Consider the following 23,006-nt stretch of genomic DNA (forward strand, 5'->3'; position numbering starts at 1 on the left):
GGCCGGCGATGACCGGGTCGCTGGACATCGCACTGCTGCTCGGGTCGGCGGTGCTGCTCGTCGCGGTCGGGGCGGTGCGGCTCTCCACCCGGCTCGGTGTGCCGAGCCTGCTGGTCTACCTGGCGCTCGGCGTCGCCATCGGCGAGTCCGGGCTCGGCATCCGGTTCGATGACGCCGAACTGACCCGTACCCTCGGCTTCTGCGCATTGATCGTGATCATCGCGGAGGGGGGCCTGACCGCCCGGTGGAGCACCCTGCGCCCCGTGCTCGGGCTCGCCGCGGCGTTGGCCACCGTCGGCGTGGTGGTGAGCATCGCGGTCGTCGGCGTGGCGGTGCATCTCCTGCTCGGCCTGGACTGGCGTCTCGCCCTCCTCTATGGAGCCGTGCTCTCCTCCACCGACGCCGCCGCGGTCTTCGCGACCCTGCGCCGGTTGCGCCTGCCGCCCCGGCTGGTGGCGGCGTTGGAGGCGGAGTCCGGCCTCAACGACGCCCCCGTCGTGCTGCTGGTCGTCCTGCTCGCCACGCACGGCCCGGGCGCGCACCCGTGGTGGCAGGAGGCGCTGCTGCTCGGGTACGAGCTCGCGGCGGGCGCGGCGGTCGGGTTCGGAGTCGGCGTCGCGGGCCGGTGGACGCTGCGGCGTGCGGCCCTGCCGTCGGCGGGGCTGTATCCGATCGCGGCCGTCGGCTTCACGGTCCTGGCGTACGCCGCCGGTGCGGTGCTGCACGCCTCCGGGTTCCTCGCGGTCTACGTCGCCGGCGTCGTGCTCGGCAACGCCCGGCTGCCGCACCGCCAGGCCATCCTCGGGTTCGCCGACGGGCTCGCCTGGCTGGCGCAGATCGGGCTCTTCGTCCTGCTCGGACTGCTGGTCTCGCCGAGCCGGCTGGACGCCGCCGTGCTTCCGGCGATCGTCGCGGGGCTGGCGCTGTTGTTCCTGGCCCGCCCGCTGTCGGTGGCGGTCTCGGCGCTGCCGTTCCGGGTCCGGCCGCGCGAGCAGGTCTTCCTCTCCTGGGCGGGGCTGCGCGGTGCGGTGCCGATCGTGCTCGCCACGATTCCGCTCTCCGCGGGCCTGCCCGGCGCGGGCCGGCTCTTCGACGCGGTCTTCGTGCTGGTCGTGATCTTCACGCTGCTGCAGACCGGCACCCTGGGGCCGGTCGCGCGGCGGTTGCGGGTGACCGCGCCCGCCGAGCCGGCGGAGATCCGGGTCGAGACGGCGCCGCTGGAGCGGATGCAGGCGGATCTGTTGCAGCTGGAGGTGCCGGAGGGGTCGCGGCTGGCCGGTGTGCACGTGGACGAGCTGCGGCTGCCGGTGGGCGCGTCGGTGACGCTGGTGCTGCGCGACGGCGCGGGTTTCGTGCCCGTTCCGGACACCCGGCTGAAAGTGGGGGACAGCCTGTTGATCGTGGCGACCGCGGCGGTACGCGACGTCGCCGAGCGTCGACTGCGGGCCGTCAGCCGGCGGGGACGGTTGGCCCGTTGGTTCGACGAGTACGGCGACGAGCGGGACGAATGATCTGCTAGCGTCCTTTTGCCCGGTTTAAGGATTATTCCGTACCGGCATGGGTAGCACCGGTGCGGCATGTTGTGGGACGTGCTCACGTTCCGTATTCTTGCCAATCTCCGGAGTGCGCGGCGTCCCGCCGCGCGCCCGTTTTGCAAGTGGGGGACGCTATGGCCGAGCGGGCGCACGACGCGCGCAAGGCGGCAGCGGACGCCGGCGTGTCGATCGGGCACGTCGACGGGGGAGGGTCGCGGTGAGCCGCCCCGACGGGGTCGGCGCGACCGCGACATCGGCGGCCGGAGCGGTCAGCCGAGGTTCGGCCGGCCGGACAGCGGGGTATCCCGGCACTTCCCGGTCGCCCGTCACGGCCCCCACGAGCTCCGCCACGTTCAGCGACGTGGCAGCCCCGAAGGACCGCCGGGCCCTGGTGCAGGCACCGGATCAGGCACCGCCGATCGCCGCGGGGACCGCGGCCAAGGGAGCGACGATGGCCAAGTCAGCCGAGACGAAGACCGCCGGACGCAAGCCGGTGGCCGCCAAGACCAGCCGCAGCGCCGCGGAGACCGAGAAGATCCGGGCCGCGCTGGCGGCCCGTCGTGACGAACTGCGCACCGAGTACGATCAGACGCTGAGCGAGATCACCGAGCTGCAGCGGGACCGGTTGACGGACTCGGCGGGCGACGACCAGGCCGACACCGGCACCAAGACGTTCGAACGCGAGCAGGAGATCTCCCTCGCCAACAGCATCCTGGAGCGGATCACGCAGGTCGAACGGGCGCTGGAGCGGCTCGACGAGGGCAACTACGGCTGGTGCGAGCGGTGCGGCACCCCGATCCCCGTCGAACGCCTCGCGGCGTTCCCGTCCGCGACACTGTGTGTCTCGTGCAAGCAACTGGAGGAGCGGCGGTAGGCGCGGGCGAGCCTTCCGGGGCGGGCGCGTCACACGCGCCCGCGCCGGGGCGAGGGCGAAGCTCGCCGACACCGCCGCACGAGGCGGAGGGATAGGCAGCTGAGCGCCGATGGGGAGCAGATGACCGCGCCGCGGCCCGCCGCGGCGGCGGATCCGGCCGGCGAGCCGGTGGCCGGGGGCCGGCGGCGTCGCAGCATCCAGGTTCTGATGGCGACCGCGTTGCTCGCGGTCGCGGCCGATCTGGGCACCAAGCATCTCGCGCTGGTCACGCTGGAGGACCGCGAACCGCTACGGCTGCTCGGTGGCGCGGTCTATCTGACCCTCACCCGCAACAGCGGCGCGGCGTTCAGTCTGGGCTCCGATTACACCTGGATCTTTCCGCTGGTCACCGTCGCGGTGATCGGCTGGATCGGGTGGATGGCGCGCCGGCTCGGCTCGATCCCGTGGGCGCTCTCGCTGGGGCTCGTGCTCGGCGGGGCGCTGGGGAACCTCATCGACCGGATATTCCGGGCGCCCGGCCCCTTCGTCGGGCACGTCGTCGACATGGTCAGCCTCTTCGACCCGCACGGCCAGGTCTGGCCGGTGTTCAATCTCGCCGACAGCGCGCTGATGACCGGCGTCGGTCTGGCCATCCTGCTGGAGTTCACCGGCCGGCAGCGCGACGGCAGCCGGCTGTCCGCCGGCGACGACGCCGACAGCCGGCTGTCCGCCGGCGACGACGCCGGAGGCCGGTCGTGACCTCCACGCACGACGCCGGCCAACTGCGTCCCGCCGGAGAACGCCGGTCGCTGCCCGTCCCCGACGGCCTCGACGGGATGCGCCTGGACCAGGCGGTCTCCCGGCTGTTCGGGCTGTCCCGCACCGTGGCGGCCGCGCTGGTGGAGGCCGGCGACGCGCTGGTCGACGGAGTGCCGCGGGCGAAGTCCGAGAAGGTCGCCGCCGGCGCGTGGCTCGAGGTCATCCTCCCGGCGCCGCCCGCGCCGCCGGTGGTCACCCCGCAGGCGGTGCCGGGGCTGACGGTCGTCTACGCCGACGACGACATCGTGGTGGTCGACAAGCCGGTCGGTGTGGCGGCGCACCCGAGCCCCGGCTGGACCGGCCCGACCGTGATCGGCGGGCTCGCCGGCATCGGGCACCGGATCTCGACCAGTGGCGCCGCGGAGCGGCAGGGCGTCGTGCACCGGCTCGACGTCGGCACCAGCGGGCTGATGGTGGTCGCCAAGAGCGAGCAGGCGTACAGCGTGCTCAAGCGGGCGTTCAAGGCCCGCGAAGTGGACAAGCGCTACCACGCGGTGGTGCAGGGCCACCTCGATCCGTTGCGGGGAACGGTCGACGCGCCGATCGACCGGCATCCCAGCCACGACTACAGGTGGGCGGTCATCTCGCACGGTAAGCCGAGCGTCACGCACTATGACACGGTTGAGGCGTTCCCGGCGGCGAGCCTGGTGGACATCCGGCTCGAAACCGGGCGTACCCACCAGATCAGGGTGCATATGTCCGCCTTGCGACACCCCTGTGTCGGTGACCTGACGTACGGCGCCGATCCGACGCTCGCCGCGCGACTCGGACTGTCCCGGCAGTGGCTGCATGCCCGTGCGCTCAGCTTCCTCCACCCCCGTACGGCCGAGGAGGTTCGGTTCGTCAGCGACTACCCTGATGACCTGAAACGGGCGCTCGCCATTCTCGGCGAGTAAGCGTCGCCCGTCGATGGCGGAACAGGTCAGAGCCTGACGAGGGAGAGTGCGTCCGTGCGTGCCGGCGAGCTGTTGCGACGGCTGGACAGCCGAGTGCTGCCGCCGCTGGCGAGGGGGATGGCCCGGCTCGGCCAGGGGCAGGTCCGCCCGCGCGTGCTGACGGTCGCGGCGACGGTGTCGGTGACCGCCGTGCTGATGACCGCGGTCTGGGCCGCCGACCGGGGTCCGGTGGGCGATCAGACCGTCGGCGACGTGGTGCGGGTCGGCGTGGTCGACGGCGACTCGATCCCCGGCTATGTGCGGGCGAGCCGGGACAAGTTGGACGCCCTGTCGGCCGCCCCGCCGAGCGCGCCGACCGAGACGTACGCCCTGGTCACCTTCGCCGCCTATCTCGCGCCGGGCCGGCTGTCGCCGGTGCTGGACGGGCTCGCCGTCTCGGAGGTCTTCAGCCGGGTGCCGCTGCCGCACACCCAGACGCAGATCGTGCGCATTCCGGCGCAGCGCGTCCCGGACGACGTGACGGCGGGGATGGCGCAGGTGGCGCAGCGCAAGGAGATCGAGGCGCGGGACTACCGGGAGCGGGGCGCCGCGCTGACCGGCGACGGTGATCAGGAGCGGGAGCTGCGGCAGCTCTACGACAGCGGCGCCCGCGTCGCGCTCGCCGAAGCCACGGCGTACCGGTCGCACTGCTCCTGCGTCTACGCCGCGGTCGTACGCGCCACGCCGGCGCTGCTGCGGCGGGTCGCGGAGCGCCCCGAGGTGCGGGCGGTGGACCCCGCGCCCGAGCTGCGCCGGCTGGAGCGGGCGGTGTTCCTGCCGCCGCTGCCGGAACAGCAGGACGTGGTGCGGCCGCCGGCCGACGGAGACCTCGCCACCGCTCCCACCGCGACCCCCGGCCCGGTCGGGACCAGCCCCGCCGCGACCAGCACCGTCGGGGTGATCGCGCCATCGCCCTCGCCGGTCGCATCGGACGAGCCGACCCGCACCGGCCCGGCGGTCTCGCCCAGCCCGACCCGGGTACGCCCCTCGGCGACGGACACCACCCCGGCGGCGGAATCGGTCACCGCCGAGTCCCCGGCGGCATCATGAACGTCACAGGCCATATCCGGTGGCCGCGCCGTGCGTTGAAAACACGCTGGTGGTTGGGATAGGCGTGCCGCGCGGGTCCGAATAGGGTGACCTCGTAGCGTGTCAAGGGCATCGATGACGCGGGGAGGGCGGGGCGTGGAGGGGACCGAGACCGGCTGGGATCGGCCGGCCGAACCAGCGCCCCGCTGGCGGGCGCTGCTCGAGCGCGCCCGACTCGGCGGCCGCACCGGTGAACAGCCCGAGCTGGGCCGCGGCGGACGGGCGCGGTCGCGCCCGATCGAGCAGCCGCCGGGTGGCGGCTACCTTGAGACGCAGCCGCCGAGTGGCGGCTACCTTGAGACGCGGCCGCCGGGTGGCGGCTACCTTGAGACGCGGCCGCCGGGTGGCGGCTACCTTGAGACGCAGCCGATCGGTTACCCGGCGGAGCTGGGCTACGCCGCCGAGCCCACGTACGCGCCCGAGCCCGGATACGCCCCCGACCCCGGACACACCACCGAGCCCGGATACGGCGCCGTGCCCGGCTACGGCGTCGAGCCCGGCTACGCCGTCCCGGCGTACGAGCCGGCCGCCGGCCGTCCCACGGCCTACGCGCCGTCGCCCGGCTACGGCTCCTCCCACGGCGCCGGGTACCCGCCCACCGCGTACGGCTCGGCAGAGGCGGCGCATCCGGCGCGGATCGAGTGGCGCGAGACCCGGCCGGACGCCGCGGCCGACCGGGCCGCCGCCGTGCTCCGCGGCGACCTGGGCGTGCCGCGGGTGCTGGCGTTCGCCAACCCCAAGGGCGGCGTGCACAAGACCACGGCGACGGTGCTCGCCGCCGCCACGGTGGGCAGCGTCCGCGGCCGCGGGGTGCTCGCCTGGGACGACAACGAGCTGCGCGGCACGCTCGGGCTGCGGGCCGGCAGCGCGCGGCACGCGCGCACCATCCGGCACCTGATCGCGGATCTCATCGAGATCGAGGCGTCTCACGGCTTCGAGCTCACCGACCGGCTCGACGACTACCTGCGGCACGCCTCGGACGGCTCCTACGACGTGCTCGCCGGGGAGGAGAATCCGCGCTTCGCGCAGCAGCTCGACCGGCACACCGTGCGGCGGGTGCTGGAGTTGCTGCGCCGTACGCACGATGTGATCTGCGTGGACACCGGCAACAACGTCGAGAGCGCGAACTGGCAGACGGTGCTGCAGGCGGCCGACCAGCTGGTGGTCACGACGGTGCCCCGCGAGGACGCGGCGTTCAGCGCCGACTGGATGCTCGACCTGCTGCACGAGGTGGGCATGGGGGAGCTGGCCGACAATGCGGTCACGCTGCTCTCCTGCCCGACCCCGGGACCCTCGCCGCTCCTCGACGACTTCACGAAGCACTTCGCCACCCGCACCCGCGCGGTCGCGGTCGTGCCGTACGACCCGGCGCTGGAGACCGGCTCGTCGATCGAGTACGTGCAGCTGCAACCCGAGACCCGCCAGGCGTGGCTGCAGGCCGCCTCCGTGATGCTCGAGCCGTTCGCGCGCTGATCACGGGTTGCCGCGCCGCCCTGCGGGCGGGGCGGACGCCGGCCCCGGGGCGGGCCGGGACGGCAGCCGTCGTGCGGGCGGCGACGGCTGCCTGAGAGGATCGCGGAGTGAGCGCCCCTTCCTCCGACGACGACCGCGCCGGCGGCGACCGCGACGGCCAGCGTCGCGTCGAACCCGCGGCCGGGCCGACCCTCCCGCCGCCGCCACCGGCGCCGCCGCTGCCACCCCTGGTCGTCCCGCCCCCGCCCACGACCGGCCCGGCGGCTCCGGCGGACCCGGCCGGTGAGAACGGGGCGCTGACCGACCCGCCCGCCGCCCCCGGCTCGATGCCGGCGACCGGCCGGGGACGGCGGCTCCGTACGCTGCTGGTCGCGCTCGCCACCGCGCTGGCGGTGGCGGCGCTGGGCGTGCCGCTGGGCCTGCTCTGGCGGGCCCTCGCGCCGAGCGTCCCGATCATCAAGACCGCGGACGGCGGTGCGTTGACCGACCCCCAGCCGCAGCAGTTCGTCGCCGCGGACGGCTGGTTCGCCGTGCTCGGCGCCGGCTTCGGGGTGCTCTGCGCGATCGGGGCCTGGGTCCTGCTGCGGCGCCACCGTGGGCCGGTCGGGCTGCTCGCCGTCGTGGCCGGGGCGGTGGCGGCGGCGCCGATCGCCTGGGGGCTCGGGCGCCAGATCGGGCTGTCGGAATACCGGCGGCTGCTGCACACCGCCGCCGTGGGAGACGTGCTGAACAAGCCGCCGGACCTGCGGGCCGGGCGGTTCGAGCTGGTCCAGGGCTTCATCCCGACGATCCAGGGCGACCTGCTGCTTCCGGCCTTCGGCGCGGCGGTCGCCTACACCCTGCTGGCCGGTTGGTCGCGGTACGCCTCGCTCCATGCCGAGCCCGGCGAGCCGGCGGGCGCCGAGCTCATGCCCGGCCGGGCCACCCAGCCCGCCCACGCACCGGCCGTCCAGCCGGGCTCCGGCCAGCCGGGCCACGGCCAGTCGGGCAACGTCCCGGCGGGCAACGTCCCGGCGGGCAACCTCCCGGCGGGCAATGGCCCGGCGGCGGGCGCCCCCGTCGGCAGCGGCGAGCGCGACCACGGCCACATCGGCACCGGCGAGCGCGACCACGGTCGCGGTGGCAGCGACGCCCCCGTCAGTTCGGACTCGCCGCAACCGCCAGCTCCGCCAGCGGCACCGGGACCGCCCGCACCTGGCGGAGCAACGCCGCCTCGCGATTGAGCAGCCGCAGCTCGGCGCGGAGCCGTCGGGCGGTGTCCGGGGCGGCGAGCAGCCGCTGCCGGTCCTCGACGGTCAGCGCCGCCGTGGCGGCCACCAGGTGCGACAGCACGGTCGGATCCTCGGGCAGCTGTTCGGCGATCTCCTCGGGGCCGCGGCGGATCAGCCCGAGGTACTGGCGGAACACGGCGAGCACGCGCGGGGCGAGCAGGTCGGCGACGTCCTCGGAGCCGGTCGGCTCCGGCAGCCACTCCACCCGCGCCCGCAGGTACGGCGTCGACTGCTCGTCCACGCCGGCGATCCGGAACCGGCGCCGGCCGACGGTGACGATGTCGAAGCGCCCGTCCGCGAGCTCGGTCACCTGGCGCAGCTCCGCGGTGCAGCCGACCTCGTGCAGCGTGACCCCGCCGCTGGCCGGGGTGCCGCCGGCCGGGCCCGCGGGGGGCAACACCTCCCACCCGCGCCGGATCGCCACCACGCCGAACTCGCGTGGCGTGCCCTCCGGCAGGCTCACCAGGTGCCGGACCAGCTCGCGGTAGCGTTCCTCGAAGATGTGCAGCGGCAGGACCAGCCCGGGGAAGAGCACCGTCCCCAGCGGGAAGACCGGCAACTGGGCGCTCATCGGCCGAGCGTAGCGTGGCAGGACTCACCGTCCCGCGCATTGGACGGCCGCTGTCCGTCCCTTGGGAGCCGCCTACACTCGCAAGGGTGTTGAACCGGATCGACCTGCGTGGCGGCTCCCGCGACCCGCGAGGGCTGCTGCCCCGTGCCCAGCTCGACGTCTCCGAGGCCGTCGACCGGATCCGTCCGGTCGTCGAGGCGGTGCGCGAGCATGGCTTCGCGGCGATCCGCGAGGCCACCGAGCGCTTCGACGGGGTGACGGTCGACCGGCTGCGCGTGCCGGCCGAGGCGATCGCCGCCGCCGAGCGGCAGCTCGATCCCGACGTCCGCGCCGCGCTGGTCGAGGCGATCGCGCGGGCCCGCCGCGTCCACGGCGACCAGCGGCGCGTCGACGTGACCACGCAGGTGGTGCCCGGCGGCACGGTGACGGAGCGCTGGGTCCCGGTGTCCCGGGTCGGCCTCTACGTCCCGGGCGGCCTGGCGATGTACCCGTCGACCGTGGTCATGAACGTGGTCCCCGCCCAGGTCGCCGGCGTCGAGTCGCTCGTCGTCGCGAGCCCGCCGCAGCGGGACAACGACGGTCTGCCCGACGCCCGCGTGCTCGCGGCGTGCGCCCTGCTCGGCGTCGACGAGGTCTACGCGGTCGGCGGCGCCCAGGCCGTGGCGATGCTCGGCTACGGCGCGGAGACGACCGCCGACGGCACCGAGCGTTGCGCCCCGGTCGACGTCATCACCGGTCCCGGCAACATCTGGGTGACCGCCGCGAAGCGGCTGCTGCGCGGCGTGGTCGGGATCGACGCCGAGGCCGGCCCGACCGAGATCGCGATCCTGGCCGACGACACCGCCGACCCGGTGCACGTCGCCGCCGACCTGATCAGCCAGGCCGAGCACGACCCGCTCGCCGCGAGCGTCCTGGTCACGCCCTCGGTGGCGCTGGTCGAGGCGGTCGAGCGGGAGCTCGCCCGCCAGGTCCCGGCGACCAAGCACAGCGAGCGGGTCACGACGGCGCTCACCGGCGCGCAGTCCGGGGCGGTGCTCGTCGACGACCTGGAGGCGGGGCTGCGGGTCGTCGACGCGTACGCCGCCGAGCACCTGGAGATCCAGACCCGTGACGCGCGGCACTGGGCGATGCGGGTCCGCAACGCCGGCGCGATCTTCGTCGGGGCGTACGCGCCGGTGTCGCTCGGTGACTACTGCGCCGGCTCCAACCACGTCCTCCCGACCGGTGGCTGCGCCCGGCACTCGTCCGGCCTGTCGGTGCAGTCGTTCCTGCGCGGCATCCACGTCGTCGACTACGACGAGGCGGCGCTGCGCGACGTCGCTGCCCACGTGGTCACGCTCGCCAACGCCGAGGACCTGCCGGCGCACGGCCAGGCGGTGCAGGCACGGTTCGGCGGGGCGACGCCGGCATGACCACGCTGGACGACCTGCCGCTCCGCGACGACCTGCGCGGGATGAGCCCGTACGGTGCGCCGCAGCTCGACGTGCCGGTGCGGCTCAACACCAACGAGAACTCGTACCCGGTGCCGGACGCGGTGGTGGAGGCGATCGGCAAGGCGCTGCAGGCCGAGCTGCGCGACCTCAACCGCTATCCGGACCGCGACGCGGTGGCGCTGCGCGCCGAGCTGGCCGACTACCTGGGGCACGGCCTGACCGGCGACCGGGTGTGGGCGGCCAACGGCTCCAACGAGGTCCAGCAGCAGCTGCTGCAGGCGTTCGGCGGGCCGGGGCGCACGGCGCTGGGCTTCACGCCGGCGTACTCCATGCACCCGCTGCTGGCGCTCGGCACCGGCACGGCCTGGGTCGACGGGCGGCGCGACGCGAGCTTCGGGCTCACCGCCGACGAGGCCGTCGCGCAGGTCGAGGCGCACCGGCCGGACCTGGTCCTCCTCTGCTCGCCGAACAACCCCACCGGCACCGCGCTCGACCCGGCCGTGATCGAGGCGGTGCTGGCGACCGCGCCGGGCATGGTGGTGGTCGACGAGGCGTACGCGGAGTTCGCCCGGCCGGGCACGCCGAGCGCGCTGACCGTGCTGCCCGGCCACCCGCGCCTGGTGGTGACCCGCACGATGAGCAAGGCGTTCGGGTTCGCCGGCGGGCGGCTCGGTTACCTCGCCGCCGATCCGGCGGTGATCGACGCGGTGCAGCTGGTGCGGCTGCCGTACCACCTCTCGGCGCTCACCCAGGCCGCGGCCCGCGCGGCGCTCGCGCACCGCGCGGCCCTGCTGGCGACGGTCGACGCGATCAAGGCGCAGCGCGACCGGATCGTGACGACGCTGCGGGAGCGGGGGCACACCGTCGCCGACAGCGACGCCAACTTCGTGCTGTACCGGGTGGGCGGCGACCAGAAGGCGACGTGGCGGGCGCTGCTCGACCGCGGCGTGCTGGTCCGGGACGTGGGGCTGCCCGGCTGGCTGCGGGTCACCGCCGGGACCCCGGAAGAGACCGACGCATTCCTGCGCGCCATGGAGGACGTCGGGCGCGACCCCGAACGAAAGGCAGACGCATGAGCCGCACCGCCCGGGTCGAGCGGACCACCACCGAGACCAAGGTCCTGATCGAGCTGGACCTCGACGGCACCGGCAAGGCCGAGATCAGCACCGGGGTCGGCTTCTACGACCACATGCTCAACCAGATCGCCCGGCACGGCGGCTTCGACCTGACCGTGCAGACCGTCGGCGACCTGGAGATCGACGCCCACCACACCATGGAGGACACCGCGCTCGCGCTGGGCGCCGCGTTCGCCGAGGCGCTGGGGGACAAGGCCGGCATCCGGCGGTACGGCTCGGCGACCGTGCCGATGGACGAGGTGCTGGTGCGCGCCGCTGTCGACCTGTCCGGCCGCCCCTACGTGGTGCACGACGAGCCGGCGCTGGTGCCGTACATCGGGCCGGTCTACCCGACGAGCATGACCCGGCACATCTGGGAGTCGTTCGGGCAGGCCGCCCGGATGACGCTGCACGTCGACGTGCTGCGCGCCGCCCGCCCCGGCGGCCACCCGGACGCGCACCACGTGGTGGAGGCGCAGTTCAAGGCGGTGTCGCGGGCGCTGCGCGAGGCGGTTTCGATCGACCCGCGCGCCGCGGGCGTCATCCCCAGCACCAAGGGTGCGCTGTGAGCGCGAGGAGCGCAGCGCAGCGGAGCCCCGCAGTCGCGAACGAAAGGAAGGCCCCGTGAGCGCGAGGAGCGCAGCGCAGCGGAGCCCCGCAGTCGCGAACGGAAGGGCGGCGCTGTGAGTTCGGTCCTTCCCGTCGCGCTCTTCGCGCTGGCCGGGATCCTGGTCGGCGGCGCGTGGTCGATGCACCGGCAGGCCGCGTCCCGGGCCGGTGTGGTGCTCGTCGGCGTGCTGGCGCTGCTTTCGGCCGCCGGCGGCGCGCTCTGGCTGATCCCGGGGGGTGAGTGATGACTCGGGTCGTGGTGCTCGACTACGGCTCGGGCAATCTGCGGTCCGCCGAGCGGGCGCTGGCCCGGGCCGGCGCCGACGTCACCGTCACCGCCGACCTGGACGCCGCGGCCCGCGCCGACGGCCTGGTCGTGCCCGGAGTGGGCGCGTTCGCCGCGTGCATGGCCGGCATCGAGGCGCTCGGCGCGGGCCCGGTGATCGCGGAGCGGGTCGCGTCCGGTCGTCCGGTGCTGGGCATCTGCGTCGGCATGCAGGTGCTCTTCGAGCACGGCGAGGAGCACGGCGTGGTCACGAAGGGGCTGGGGCTGCTGCCCGGCGGCGTGACCCGGCTGGCCGCCCGCCGGGTGCCGCACATGGGCTGGAACACGGTGGACGCGCCGGCCGACAGCCGGCTCTTCGCCGGCATCGACCCGGGCAGCCGCTTCTACTTCGTGCACTCGTACGCGGCCGGGCCCGTCGGCGGCCTCACCGACGCCGGTGCGCTGGTCGCCACCGCCACCCACGACAGCACCTTCGTGGCGGCCGCGGAGCGGGGCGCGCTGTCGGCCGCCCAGTTCCACCCCGAGAAGTCCGGCGACACCGGCGCGGCGCTGCTGCGCAACTGGCTGTCGACGCTGTGAGCGTGGTGTCCGACGCCGCCGGCCCGGCCGCGGCGGCGCTCCGGTGAGCAAGGAGCGGGCCCGGCGTCGCGCCGCGCGGGAGGCGGAGGCGGAGCGGCAGCGGGCGAAACGGGCCCGGCTCGTCGCCCGCCGGGAACGCCGCCGCGCCCTGGTCGGCCGGCTCACGCCACGGCTGCCGCGCCGGCGTACCGGGCGGCTCTTTCCCCGGCGCAGCGCCGGCGAGCGGGCCGGGATCACGGTGCTGACGCTGGCGCTGCTCGCCGTGGTCTGGCTGCTCGTCGACGACCCGGCGCTCCGGCTGCTGCTGATCGTGCTGGGGCTGCTCGGCCTGCCGGCGCTCGTGGTGATCGCGCTCGGCCGACGCACCTAGCACCCCCTTCCCAGATAGGAGATCGAGTTGACCCTCACCCTGCTTCCCGCCGTCGACGTCGCCGACGGCCAGGCGGTGCGCCTCGTGCAGGGGGCGGCCGGCAGCGAGACCGCGTACGGCGACCCGCTGGAGGCGGCGCTGGCGTGGCAGCGCGACGGCGCCACCTGGATCCACCTGGTCGATCTCGACGCGGCGTTCGGGCGGGGCTCCAACGCCCATCTGCTGGCGGACGTGGTGCGCCGGCTGGACGTCAACGTCGAACTGTCGGGCGGCATCCGTGACGACGAGTCGCTGCTGGCGGCGCTGGGCACCGGGGCGGCGCGGGTCAACATCGGCACCGCGGCGCTGGAGAACCCGCAGTGGTGCGACCGGGTGGTCGGCGAGTACGGCGACCGGGTGGCGATCGGGCTCGACGTGCGTGGCCGTACCCTCTCGGCGCGCGGCTGGACCCGCGACGGCGGCGACCTGTACGAGGTGCTGGAGCGGCTCGACAAGGCCGGCGCGGCGCGCTACGTGGTCACGGACATCACCAAGGACGGCACGATGCGCGGGCCGAACCTGGAGCTGCTGCGCGAGGTGTGCGCGCGCACCGACAGGCCGGTCGTGGCCTCCGGCGGCGTGTCCACCCTGGACGACCTGCGCGCGCTGGCCACGCTGGAGCCGGTCGGCGTGGAGGGGGTCATCGCCGGCAAGGCGCTCTACGCGGGTGCCTTCACCGTCGCCGAGGCGCTCGCCGCGCTCGCGGAGGCGAAGTGACCACCGGGCTGGAGGTCCACCTGGCGTCGCGTCCGAGCGGCTGGCCGACCCCCGACAACTTCCGCCTCGTCGAGGTGCCGGTGCCCTCGCCCGGCCCGGGCCAGGTGCTGGTGCGCAACACGGTGATGTCGGTCGACCCGTACATGCGGGGACGGATGAACGACGTCAAGTCGTACGTGCCGCCGTTCCGGGTGGACGCCCCGCTGGACGGCGGGGCCGTCGGCGAGGTGGTGGCGGCCGGCGAGGGCGTCGCGCTCGCGCCCGGTCAGACCGTGCTGCACGGGCTCGGCTGGCGGGAGTACGCGCTGGTCGAGGCGCGCGGGGTGCGCCCGGTCGACGTGACCGTGGCGCCCGCGTCGGCGTACCTGGGGGCGCTCGGCATGCCGGGGCTGACCGCGTACGCCGGGGTGGTCGAGGTGGCGGCGATGAAGCCCGGCGACACGGTCTTCGTCTCCGCGGCGGCCGGCGCGGTCGGCAGCCTCGCCGGGCAGATCGCCAAGCTCCGCGGCGCCGCCCGGGTGGTCGGCAGCGCCGGCTCCGCGACGAAGGTCGCGTACGCGCGCGAGCTCGGCTTCGACGCCGCCTTCGACTACCACGACGGCCCGGTGCGCGAGTCGCTGCGCGTGGCCGCGCCGGACGGCATCGACGTCTACTTCGACAACGTCGGCGGCGACCACCTGGAGGCGGCGATCGGCGCGCTGCGCAACCACGGCCGGGTGGCGCTGTGCGGGGCGATCGCCCAGTACAACGCGACCGAGCCGCCGGCCGCGCCGCGCAATCTGGCGCTGGCCATCGGCAAGCGCCTCACGCTGCGCGGGTTCATCGTCGGCGACCACAACCACCTGCGTGACGCGTTCGTCGCCGAGGTCGGCGGGTGGCTGCGCGCGGGGCAGCTGCGCTACGACGAGACGGTCGTCGACGGCCTGCGCAACGCGCCGGAGGCGTTCCTCGGGCTGCTGCGCGGCGAGAACCTCGGCAAGATGCTCGTCCGGCTGTGATCAGGACCGCCGCTGGTGGTCGCTGTGCGGCGACCACCAGCGGATAGGCTCGACCGCATGACGGTGGCCGTGCGGGTGATCCCCTGTCTCGACGTGGATGCGGGGCGGGTGGTCAAGGGCGTCAACTTCCTGGACCTGCGGGACGCGGGCGACCCGGTGGAGCTCGCCGCGGCGTACGACGCGGCCGGGGCGGATGAGCTCACCTTCCTGGACGTCACCGCCTCGTCCGGCGAGCGCGCCACCATGCTCGACGTGGTGCGCCGCACCGCCGAGTCGGTCTTCATCCCGCTGACCGTCGGCGGCGGTGTGCGGGCCGTGGCCGACGTCGACACGCTGCTGCGCGCCGGCGCCGACAAGGTCGGGGTGAACACCGCCGCGATCGCCCGGCCCGAGCTGATCGCCGAGATCGCGGACCGGTTCGGCCGCCAGGTGCTGGTGCTCTCCCTCGACGTACGCCGGGCCGCGCCCGGCACGACCGGCAGCGGCTTCGAGGTGACCACGCACGGCGGGCGGCGCGGCACCGGCCTCGACGCGGTCGAGTGGGCGCGCCGCGGCGCGGAGCTCGGCGCGGGAGAGATCCTGCTCAACTCGATGGACGCCGACGGCACCAAGGCCGGCTTCGACCTGGAGCTGATCACCGCGGTCCGGGAGGCGGTCGAGATCCCGGTCATCGCCAGCGGCGGGGCGGGTCAGCTCGGCCACTTCCCGCCGGCGGTCTCGGCCGGCGCCGACGCGGTGCTGGCGGCCAGCGTCTTCCACTTCGGCGAGCTGACCATCGGCGACGTCAAACAGACGCTGCGCGGCGCCGGCCACCCGGTGCGCTGACGCCGGGAGCCGCCGTCACCGCGGCGCGAGCAGCTCCAGGCCCGGCAGGTTCCGCAGCACCCCGAAGAGCACCACGGCCGCGGCGACGCCGGCGATCAGCCGGGGTCGCGCCGCCCTCGCCGCGGGCGGCCGGCCCGCCCGTACGACGGCCCGGACCCAGAGCGCGGCCAGCGCGGCGAGCGTCACCACGACCAACGGGTTCTGCCGGAACGCGCCCGGCACGTCACCGGCCGCCAGGGCGTGGCACACCCGGGTGGACCCGCAGCCGGGACAGTAGAGGCCGGTCAGGGCGTACAGCGGACAGGGCGGGTACGGAAAGGACCCGGCGGGGAACGCCCGGAACCAGATCGCCGCGCCGACCGCGACGACCGGTGGCAGGGCCAGCCGAAGACCGGCCCCGCCGATCCGCCCGCCCGCGACCGGAGGTGCGGTCACGAACTCGCGACCATACTGAGAGCGATAATCGCGATGTAGCCGAGGATGAAGACTCCGCCGGTGACCGCGCTGGCGATCGTCCATCCGCGCGCCTTGCGGGACGCCTCGTGCGCGCCCAGGTAGTCGCCCCGGATCCACGCCGAGTCGACGCGGGACGCGAAGACGATCGCGGGGATGCCCATCGGCCAGCAGCACATGATGGTGCTGACGATCGACCACGCCAGGTAGTTGTCCGGCTTGAGTCCGGGGGAGGACGCCGGGTATCCGTACGCCTGGGGGTAGCCGCTCTGGGGCGCGTACCCGGACTGTGGCACGTACGGCGGCGGCACCTGCTCGTGCGGGTTCTTATGTTCGCCAAAGCCCGGCTCTGGCGGGTTCTGTGGGTACATCTCACCTCGATGTCAGGGAAGGGTGCGCCACACCGTACCGTCCGCGAAGGTCATCCGTGTGTCCCGTATCCCGTGGTTGACCAGGGTGCGGAGTCTGCCGGCTGTGCCGTCGCGGCCTTTGCGTGGACCGCCTCTCCCATCGGTCGTTCCCGGTCCGTGCTGAGGTCCTCCGGTCCGCCTCGGTGCGCGGTCGTACCCCGACGCTCGCCGTGGGGTGCGCGGGGCTGGCGGTCCGGGCGCCGTCGCCGCCTCAGCTGCGGCGGTGGACGCTGACGGCGTAGCCGCCGCCGGCGTACTCCTCGCCGTCCCAGGTGGCGTACCGTTCGTGCAGCGCCAGCCCGGCCGCGGCGCACCACTCGTCGTACCGGCGCAGGTCGACCGGGGCCCAGTTCAGCGGCAGGTGCGCGGGGTCGAGGCCGAAGCCGGCGACGAGCAGCCCGCCGGGGCGCAGATGCGCGGTGAGCCGTGCGAGGACGGCCGGCTCGGTCCGCGGGGTGAGCAGCGGGATGACGTTGCCGGCCGCCACGATCAGGTCGAAGGGCTCGGCGATCCCGTGTCCCGGCAGGTCCAGCTCGGCGAGGTCGTCCCGGATCCAGGGCAGCTCCGGGGCCAGCCGCCGCGCCTCGGCCAGCATCGACTCGTCGAGATCGACGCCGACGCAGCGGTAGCCGAGTTCGGCGAGCCGGATCGCGACCCGCCCGGTGCCGCAGCCGGCGTCGAGCACCCGGGCGCCGGGTTCCGCGCGGTCGGCGCAGAACCGGGCCTCGCCGTGCACGTCCGCGCCGCTGGCGGCCAGGGCGGCGAACCGCGACGCGTACCGCGCGCCGGCGTCGGCGTTGCCGCCGGTCAGCTCGCTCCACCGACTTGCGCCCATCGTCGCCCCCGTTCCCGCCCCGCACGGCCCGTGCGCCGGCGTCCCCGCCGGCAATCTAGCGCGGCGGTCGCGGTCCGGCCGCGGCACTCGCGGGTCGTCACGTCGCGCCGCGCGCGACGGTTGAGCAGACAGGCGCGCGGAGAGCCGGCCGCGCGATCGACCGTGCGCGATGCGCGGGACTGTCGGGGGTCGTCGCGATACTGGCGGGAGGCGCGCGCGGTGCGCGCCGGATCGGAGGAAGGGTGATGGCAACTCTGCTCACGATCGGCACCGGCAAGGGGCTGTTCCTCGCCACCAGCGACGATGGCCGGGTCCGCTGGCGGCTCAGCGGCCCGCACTTTCCGATGACGGCGGTCTACGCGACCGCGATCGACAAGCGGCCCGGCACGCCCCGGCTGCTGGCCGGCATGACCAGCTCGCATTTCGGCCCCAGCGTCGCCGCGAGCGACGATCTCGGGACGTCCTGGCAGGAGCCGGACGGGGCCCCGGTCGCCTTTCCGTCCGACACCGGGGCCAGCCTCACCCGCGTCTGGCAGCTCGCCCCCGGAACGTCGGACGAACCCGACGTGGTCTACGCCGGCACCCAACCCTCGGCGCTGTTCCGGTCCGTCGACGGCGGCCGGACGTACGAGCTGGTCCGGCCGCTCTGGGACCATCCGCACCGATCGCAGTGGGGGGAGGGGTTCGGCGGTCAGGCGATCCACACGGTGCTGCCCGACCCGCGTGACCCGGCGCGGCTGGTGGTGGCGATGTCGACCGGCGGTGTGTACCGCAGCGATGACGGCGGGGCGACCTGGGACGCCCACAACAGGGGCATCCGGGCGTACTTCCTGCCGGACGAGTGGCCGGAGTTCGGCCAGTGCGTGCACAAGGTCGCGCGCGATGCCGCCGACCCGGACCGGCTCTACGCGCAGAACCACCACGGCGTCTACCGCTCCGACGACGCCGGCGGCACCTGGCGCTCGATCGCCGACGGGCTGCCCAGCGACTTCGGCTTCCCGATCGTGGCCCACCCGCACCGCGGTGGCGTCATCTACACCTTCCCGCTGACCGCCGACGGCGAGCGGTTCCCGGTCGATCGCACGTGTCGGGTGTTCCGGTCGGCCGACGCCGGTGCCACCTGGGAGGGCCTCTCCGCCGGTCTGCCGACGGAGCCGTTCTATCCCTCCGTGCTGCGCGACGCGATGTGCGTCGACGACGTCGACCCCGCCGGGGTCTACTTCGGCACGCGGTCCGGCGAGGTCTACGCCAGCCGCGACGAGGGTGGGAGCTGGTCGCTGGTCGCGGCGCACCTGCCCGACGTGCTCTGCCTGCGCGCGGCGGAGGTCTGACATGGTCACGCTGCTGGTGCCGGCGGCGCTGCGCGGCGATGCCGGCGGCGCGGCCCGGTTGCGCGTCGCGGCCGCGGGTACCCTCGGATCCGTCCTCGACGAGGTCGCCCTCCGCTGGCCGCGGCTGGCCCGGCGCATCCGGGACGAGCGGGGCGAGCTGCGCCGCTACGTCAACGTCTACGTCGACGGGCAGGACTGCCGCGTCGCCGGGGGCCTGGCCGCGCCCGTCCCCGCCGACGCCGAGGTGCAGTTGCTGCCCTCCGTCGCCGGTGGCTGAGCGCCGTCGGCCCGCGCCCGGTCTAGAGGGGGCGGCGCGGGGCCGGCGCCATCCGCCGGACGAGGTACTCCTGGACGGCCGCGCCGTGTTCGTCGTCGCCGAGCCGCCACTGGGCCGCGCCCGGCTCGTACCGGGTCAGCAGAGCACTGTGGACGGTATCGACCACGGTGGACATCCCGCATCGCGGTCGGGTGCGCCAGAGCGTCTCCCCGGCGGGTGTCAGCTGGAACCAGCCGTCCGAGACCGAGATCAGACCGGCGCCGCCGAGGCGGCGTACCGCCACCTCGACGTCCTTGCGAGTCGGGATGGCGCGGTTGAGATGGTCCGCAGTGGACAGCACGTCGGCGAGGCGGATCCCCTCCGGGCGCCGGGTCGAGGGCGAGCGCCGGTGCCGCCCCGCGCCGCCCGCGATGACCACCGAGACGAAGATCCACGCGTCGGCCCAACGCCATCCGTCGTCCGCCATGCGGCAATGATGCCGTGCTATCGGCCGTCGCGGAACTCCCGAGGTCGGGTGATCTGATGCTGTTACCCCGTCCCACCCGGATGCGGCGTTCCGAGGGCGCGTTCCCGCTCTCGCCGGCGACCCGCGTGCACGCGCCCGAGCCGGTCGCCCGGCTGCTGCGCGCGCTGCTCACCCCGGCGACCGGCCTGCCGCTGCCGGACGCGCCGGCCCCCGGTGACGGCGTGCTCACCTTCCGGCTGGCCGCCGACCCCGAGCTGGGGGAGGAGGGATACCGGCTGCGGGTCACGCCGACCGGCGTGGTGGCCGGGGCCGCCGCCGAGGCCGGGCTGCGCTGGGCGGCGCAGACGCTGCGACAGTTGCTGCCCGATCCGGTGTACGCCGACCGCGTCGTGCGCGGCGTCGACTGGCGGCTGCCGTGCGTCGAGGTCACCGACGTTCCCGCGTACGCCTGGCGCGGCTCGCTGCTCGATGTGGCCCGGTGGTGTCACCCGCTGCCGTTCCTCTACCGTTACGTCGATCTGCTGGCGCTGCACAAGCTCAACACCCTGCACCTGCATCTCACCGACGACCAGGGGTGGCGGTTCGACGTCCGGCGCTACCCGCTGCTGACCGAGCTGGGCGGCGTACGCCGGGAGTCACCGCTCGGGCACGCCCGCGACGAACGCGCCGACGGGGTGCCGCACGGTGGCTTCTACACGCAGCGCGAGCTGCGCGACCTGGTCGACTACGCGGCGCTGCGCGGCGTGCGGGTCATGCCGGAGATCGACCTGCCGGGCCACACCCAGGCCGCGATCGCCGCCTATCCGGAGCTCGGCAACGATCCCGGCACCCGGCTGCCGGTCGGCACCACCTGGGGCATCTCCACGCACGTGCTCAACGTCGCCGACGCCACGCTCGACTTCGTCCGCGACGTGCTCGACGAGGTGGTCGACGTCTTCCCGTTCGAGTACGTGCACATCGGGGGCGACGAGGTGCCGTCGCGGGAGTGGGCGGCGAGTCCGCACGCGCAGCGGCGCGCGGCCCAGCTCGGCCTGGCCCGGGTGGCGGACCTGCAGGGCTGGTGGACGGCGCACCTGACCGACCACCTGGCGCGCCGGGGCCGGCGGGCCGCGGCGTGGGACGAGATCCTGGACCGCCGCCCGGCCGAGGGCACGACGATCTTCGCGTGGCGCGGTGAGGACCGGATCCTGGCCGGCCGGCACGCCGGCCACGAGGTGGTGGCCGCCCCGTACACCCACACCTACTTCGACTGGGCGGAGCACGACGGCCCGGACGAGCCGCTGGCGATCGCCGGGGTGCTGCCGCTGGAGCGGGTGTACGGCTTCGCGCCCGGCCCCGTGCTGGGCGTGCAGGGCCAACTGTGGAGCGAGTACCTGCCGACCACGGACCGGGTGGAGTGGCGGGCGTTCCCGCGGCTGGCCGCGTTGGCCGAGGTGGGCTGGTCGGGCGCGGGCGGAGACTTCGGCGAGTTCCGCGGCCGGCTCGCCGCCCACCTCGGCCGGCTAGACCGCCTCGGGGTTAACTACCGGCCCCTGGATTGAGCCCGGTGCCGGCTCCTGCGGCCCGGTCGGCACGGTGAACATCGGGATGAACACGTGCGCGAGCGGTCCGATGCTCACCGCGTAGAGCACGGTGCCCACGCCGACGGTTCCGCCGAGCAGCCATCCGGTCGCCAGCACGGTGACCTCGATGATGGTGCGGACCAGCCGGATCGAGTGCTGCGGGCGGCGCGCGACGAAGCCGGTCATCAGCCCGTCGCGCGGCCCCGGCCCCAGCCGTGCGCCGAGGTAGAGGCCGGTGGCGACGCCGTTGAGCACGATGCCGGCGACCAGGAAGCCGATCCGCAACGGCCACGACTGCACGGCCGGCAGAACGGCCAGGGCGGCGTCCACGACCAGGCCGATGACCACGACGTTGCTGACCGTGCCGATGCCGGGGCGCTGGCGCAGCGGAATCCAGAGCAGCAGCACGAGCGCGCCGACCGCGATGACGACCGTGCCGAACGACAGCCCGGTGAGTTCGGCCAGCCCCTGGTGGAAGACGTCCCACGGGTCCAGGCCGAGGCCGGATTTGATCATCAGAGCCATGCTGCCGCCGTACAGCGCCAGGCCCGTGTATAGCTGAACGAGCCGGCGCAGCGGCCGGTCCCGGAGGTTGCCAATCGTGCTCATGCATGCCACTCTGGTGGCCAATCCGGGGGAAATGAAGAGCCAATCTTGCGGAGGTGGCATGACGGGCATCGTGCGTGGGGCACAACTGGCTCGCCTTCTCGGTCATTGGCATGCCCTGCCGGGACGGCGGCGCAGCCCCGACTACGCGGCGCTGGCCGGCACCATCCGGGGGCTGCTCGCCGACGGGCGGCTGCCGCTCGGCGTCCGCCTCCCCGCCGAACGCGAACTCGCCGAGGCGCTCAAGGTCAGCCGGACCACCGTCACCGCCGGGTACCGCGAGCTGCGCGAGACCGGCCACCTGACCAGCCGGCGCGGCGCCGGTAGCTGGACGGCGCTGCCCGGCGGCCACCGGGTGGCCAGCTCCGGCCTCTGGACCCCGACCACCGACCTCGACATGATCGACCTGGGCTGCGCCGCGCTCGCCGCCCCCGCCGAGCTGGTCCCGGCCGCCCGGGCCGCCGCCGACGAACTGCCCCGCTACCTCAGCGACGCCGGCTACCACCCGACCGGCATCATCGAGCTCCGCGAGGCCGTCGCCCGGTCGTACACCGGCCGGGGACTGCCCACCAGCCCCGAGCAGATCATGATCACCAGCGGCACTCAGCACGCGCTCGACCTGGTGCTGCGGTTGGCCGTGCCGGCCGGCGCGGGCGTACTCGTGGAGTCGCCCACCTATCCCAACGCGCTCGCCGCGCTCTCGGCCCGGCGGGCCCGGATCACCACGCACGGCCTCGACGGCGCCGAGGGCTGGGACGCCGAGCTGCTGCTGGCCGGGCTGCGGCAGACCCGGCCGCGGCTGGCGTACCTGATCCCCGAGTTCCAGAACCCGACCGGGCACCTGATGCCGGCCGAGCTGCGCGAGCGGGTCGTCGCCGCCGCCCACGCCAGCGGCACCGACCTCGTCGTCGACGAGTCCTTCGTCGACCTGCCGCTCGACGGCACCCCGCTGCCGCCCCCCACCGCCGTCTACGACCGGCACAGCCGGGTGGTCTCCATCGGCGGGATGAGCAAGCCCTACTGGGGCGGGCTGCGGATCGGCTGGGTCCGCGCCTCCGCGCCGCTGGTGCAGCGGCTCGCCGCGCTGCGGGTCGGCGTCGACATGGCCAGCCCGGTGCTCGACCAACTCGTCGCCGTGCACCTGCTCGCCGCCGCCGAGACCATCGTGCCGGCCCGGCAGGCGCAGCTCGCCGCGCAGCGGGACGCGCTGCTCGCCGCCGTGCGCGAGGTGCTGCCGGAGTGGCGGGTGACTGTGCCGCGCGGCGGCGTCACCCTCTGGGCGGAGCTGGACGGGCCGATCTCCAGCGCGTTGGCCCGGGCCGCCGAGGACGTCGGCGTGCGGCTCGCGCCCGGCCCCCGGTTCGGCATCGACGGCACGCTGGAGCGCTTCCTCCGGTTGCCGTTCACGCTACCGGCCGCCGACCTGACCGACGCGGTGCAGCGGATCGCCGCGGTCCGCTACGACCTCGACCGGGCCGGCCGCCGCCAGTGGCGGGAACCGGCGGTCATCGCCTGAGGCGCGCGCTGGCCCGGTCGTGCCCGGTCAAGG

Annotated in this window: 26 protein-coding genes; 20 read left to right on the forward strand and 6 right to left on the reverse strand. The window is 74.8% G+C overall.

What is annotated here, in order from left to right; genetic code table 11:
* Positions 1-8: 8 nt before the first annotated feature.
* The 7 genes from BLW47_RS15980 (at position 9) to BLW47_RS16010 (ending at position 7,927) form a co-directional block, all read left to right on the forward strand.
* Entirely contained in the window at positions 9-1,511 is a 1,503-nt protein-coding gene (locus tag BLW47_RS15980; protein WP_091557428.1) for a potassium/proton antiporter, read from the forward strand.
* A 475-nt stretch (positions 1,512-1,986) separates the two neighbouring features.
* Entirely contained in the window at positions 1,987-2,409 is a 423-nt protein-coding gene (locus BLW47_RS15985; protein ID WP_091558171.1) for a TraR/DksA family transcriptional regulator, read from the forward strand.
* Between the two features lie 120 nt (positions 2,410-2,529).
* The gene (gene lspA / locus BLW47_RS15990) at positions 2,530-3,147 is read left to right on the forward strand and encodes a signal peptidase II (RefSeq protein WP_091557432.1); all 618 of its coding nucleotides are present in this window, start codon (positions 2,530-2,532) and stop codon (positions 3,145-3,147) included.
* A 77-nt stretch (positions 3,148-3,224) separates the two neighbouring features.
* Positions 3,225-4,103: an RluA family pseudouridine synthase gene (locus BLW47_RS15995; protein ID WP_091558175.1), complete on the forward strand. Its 879-nt coding sequence runs from the start codon at positions 3,225-3,227 to the stop codon at positions 4,101-4,103.
* 54 nt (positions 4,104-4,157) lie between these two features.
* Entirely contained in the window at positions 4,158-5,192 is a 1,035-nt protein-coding gene (locus BLW47_RS25145; RefSeq protein ID WP_091557436.1) for a hypothetical protein, read from the forward strand.
* 114 nt (positions 5,193-5,306) lie between these two features.
* Positions 5,307-6,704, forward strand: a complete 1,398-nt coding sequence (locus BLW47_RS16005; protein WP_091557440.1) for an AAA family ATPase — start codon at positions 5,307-5,309, stop codon at positions 6,702-6,704.
* Positions 6,705-6,811: 107 nt separating this feature from the next.
* On the forward strand, positions 6,812-7,927 hold the full coding sequence (locus BLW47_RS16010; protein WP_091557443.1) for a DUF2567 domain-containing protein: 1,116 nt from the start codon (positions 6,812-6,814) through the stop codon (positions 7,925-7,927).
* On the opposite strand, the gene BLW47_RS16015 is transcribed toward BLW47_RS16010, so the two are convergent.
* Positions 7,842-8,546: an LON peptidase substrate-binding domain-containing protein gene (locus BLW47_RS16015; RefSeq protein ID WP_091557448.1), complete on the reverse strand. Its 705-nt coding sequence runs from the start codon at positions 8,544-8,546 to the stop codon at positions 7,842-7,844. The genes BLW47_RS16010 and BLW47_RS16015 overlap by 86 nt on opposite strands.
* Before the next feature lie 86 nt (positions 8,547-8,632).
* Between BLW47_RS16015 and hisD the strand changes: the two genes are divergently transcribed.
* From hisD to hisF, 9 genes are all read left to right on the forward strand, one after another.
* The gene (gene hisD / locus BLW47_RS16020) at positions 8,633-9,958 is read left to right on the forward strand and encodes a histidinol dehydrogenase (protein ID WP_091557452.1); all 1,326 of its coding nucleotides are present in this window, start codon (positions 8,633-8,635) and stop codon (positions 9,956-9,958) included.
* A complete protein-coding gene (locus BLW47_RS16025) occupies positions 9,955-11,055 on the forward strand; it encodes a histidinol-phosphate transaminase (protein WP_091557456.1) in 1,101 nt (366 codons plus the stop codon). Before hisD ends, BLW47_RS16025 begins: the two co-directional genes overlap by 4 nt.
* Positions 11,052-11,663 carry an imidazoleglycerol-phosphate dehydratase HisB gene (hisB, locus tag BLW47_RS16030; RefSeq protein WP_091557459.1) on the forward strand — a complete coding sequence of 204 codons (612 nt, stop codon included), beginning with the start codon at positions 11,052-11,054 and terminating at the stop codon, positions 11,661-11,663. Before BLW47_RS16025 ends, hisB begins: the two co-directional genes overlap by 4 nt.
* Before the next feature lie 114 nt (positions 11,664-11,777).
* Positions 11,778-11,948 carry a hypothetical protein gene (locus BLW47_RS25150; RefSeq protein WP_175543656.1) on the forward strand — a complete coding sequence of 57 codons (171 nt, stop codon included), beginning with the start codon at positions 11,778-11,780 and terminating at the stop codon, positions 11,946-11,948.
* Entirely contained in the window at positions 11,948-12,568 is a 621-nt protein-coding gene (gene hisH, locus BLW47_RS16035) for an imidazole glycerol phosphate synthase subunit HisH (RefSeq protein ID WP_091557463.1), read from the forward strand. Before BLW47_RS25150 ends, hisH begins: the two co-directional genes overlap by 1 nt.
* A 43-nt stretch (positions 12,569-12,611) precedes the next feature.
* Positions 12,612-12,938, forward strand: coding sequence for a hypothetical protein (locus BLW47_RS16040; RefSeq protein WP_091557468.1), 327 nt, complete (start codon positions 12,612-12,614; stop codon positions 12,936-12,938).
* Between the two features lie 27 nt (positions 12,939-12,965).
* Positions 12,966-13,694 carry a bifunctional 1-(5-phosphoribosyl)-5-((5-phosphoribosylamino)methylideneamino)imidazole-4-carboxamide isomerase/phosphoribosylanthranilate isomerase PriA gene (gene priA, locus BLW47_RS16045; protein ID WP_091557473.1) on the forward strand — a complete coding sequence of 243 codons (729 nt, stop codon included), beginning with the start codon at positions 12,966-12,968 and terminating at the stop codon, positions 13,692-13,694.
* Positions 13,691-14,692: an NADP-dependent oxidoreductase gene (locus BLW47_RS16050; protein WP_091557477.1), complete on the forward strand. Its 1,002-nt coding sequence runs from the start codon at positions 13,691-13,693 to the stop codon at positions 14,690-14,692. The genes priA and BLW47_RS16050 overlap by 4 nt, the downstream gene beginning before the upstream one ends.
* 57 nt (positions 14,693-14,749) lie before the next feature.
* On the forward strand, positions 14,750-15,517 hold the full coding sequence (gene hisF / locus BLW47_RS16055; protein WP_091557480.1) for an imidazole glycerol phosphate synthase subunit HisF: 768 nt from the start codon (positions 14,750-14,752) through the stop codon (positions 15,515-15,517).
* Positions 15,518-15,532: 15 nt separating this feature from the next.
* Here the strand turns inward: hisF and BLW47_RS16060 are convergent, their stop codons facing one another.
* From BLW47_RS16060 to BLW47_RS16070, 3 genes are all read right to left on the reverse strand, one after another.
* The gene (locus BLW47_RS16060) at positions 15,533-15,952 is read right to left on the reverse strand and encodes a DUF2752 domain-containing protein (protein ID WP_217634863.1); all 420 of its coding nucleotides are present in this window, start codon (positions 15,950-15,952) and stop codon (positions 15,533-15,535) included.
* A complete protein-coding gene (locus BLW47_RS16065) occupies positions 15,949-16,341 on the reverse strand; it encodes a CD225/dispanin family protein (RefSeq protein ID WP_091557488.1) in 393 nt (130 codons plus the stop codon). The genes BLW47_RS16060 and BLW47_RS16065 overlap by 4 nt, the downstream gene beginning before the upstream one ends.
* Positions 16,342-16,591: 250 nt before the next feature.
* Positions 16,592-17,215 carry a class I SAM-dependent methyltransferase gene (locus tag BLW47_RS16070; RefSeq protein ID WP_091557491.1) on the reverse strand — a complete coding sequence of 208 codons (624 nt, stop codon included), beginning with the start codon at positions 17,213-17,215 and terminating at the stop codon, positions 16,592-16,594.
* Positions 17,216-17,460: 245 nt separating this feature from the next.
* Here BLW47_RS16070 and BLW47_RS16075 point away from each other — a divergent pair, with 245 nt between their 5' ends.
* Together BLW47_RS16075 and BLW47_RS16080 are read left to right on the forward strand one after the other, a co-directional pair.
* The gene (locus tag BLW47_RS16075; protein ID WP_091557495.1) at positions 17,461-18,546 is read left to right on the forward strand and encodes a WD40/YVTN/BNR-like repeat-containing protein; all 1,086 of its coding nucleotides are present in this window, start codon (positions 17,461-17,463) and stop codon (positions 18,544-18,546) included.
* A gap of 1 nt (position 18,547) precedes the next feature.
* Positions 18,548-18,823 carry a MoaD/ThiS family protein gene (locus tag BLW47_RS16080; protein WP_091557498.1) on the forward strand — a complete coding sequence of 92 codons (276 nt, stop codon included), beginning with the start codon at positions 18,548-18,550 and terminating at the stop codon, positions 18,821-18,823.
* Between the two features lie 22 nt (positions 18,824-18,845).
* Here BLW47_RS16080 and BLW47_RS16085 read toward each other — a convergent pair whose 3' ends face one another.
* On the reverse strand, positions 18,846-19,289 hold the full coding sequence (locus BLW47_RS16085; RefSeq protein WP_091557501.1) for a hypothetical protein: 444 nt from the start codon (positions 19,287-19,289) through the stop codon (positions 18,846-18,848).
* 56 nt (positions 19,290-19,345) lie between these two features.
* On the opposite strand from BLW47_RS16085, the gene BLW47_RS16090 reads away from it, so the two are divergent.
* Positions 19,346-20,830 carry a beta-N-acetylhexosaminidase gene (locus BLW47_RS16090; protein WP_091557504.1) on the forward strand — a complete coding sequence of 495 codons (1,485 nt, stop codon included), beginning with the start codon at positions 19,346-19,348 and terminating at the stop codon, positions 20,828-20,830.
* Here BLW47_RS16090 and yczE read toward each other — a convergent pair.
* Positions 20,792-21,460: a membrane protein YczE gene (gene yczE, locus BLW47_RS16095; RefSeq protein WP_245736685.1), complete on the reverse strand. Its 669-nt coding sequence runs from the start codon at positions 21,458-21,460 to the stop codon at positions 20,792-20,794. The two genes, BLW47_RS16090 and yczE, sit on opposite strands and share 39 nt — an antisense overlap.
* A 58-nt stretch (positions 21,461-21,518) precedes the next feature.
* Here yczE and yczR point away from each other — a divergent pair, with 58 nt between their 5' ends.
* A complete protein-coding gene (yczR, locus tag BLW47_RS16100; RefSeq protein WP_091557508.1) occupies positions 21,519-22,973 on the forward strand; it encodes a MocR-like transcription factor YczR in 1,455 nt (484 codons plus the stop codon).
* The last annotated feature ends 33 nt before the right edge of the window (positions 22,974-23,006 follow it).

Source organism: Micromonospora pattaloongensis (assembly GCF_900107255.1).
Lineage (GTDB): Bacteria > Actinomycetota > Actinomycetes > Mycobacteriales > Micromonosporaceae > Micromonospora_I > Micromonospora_I pattaloongensis.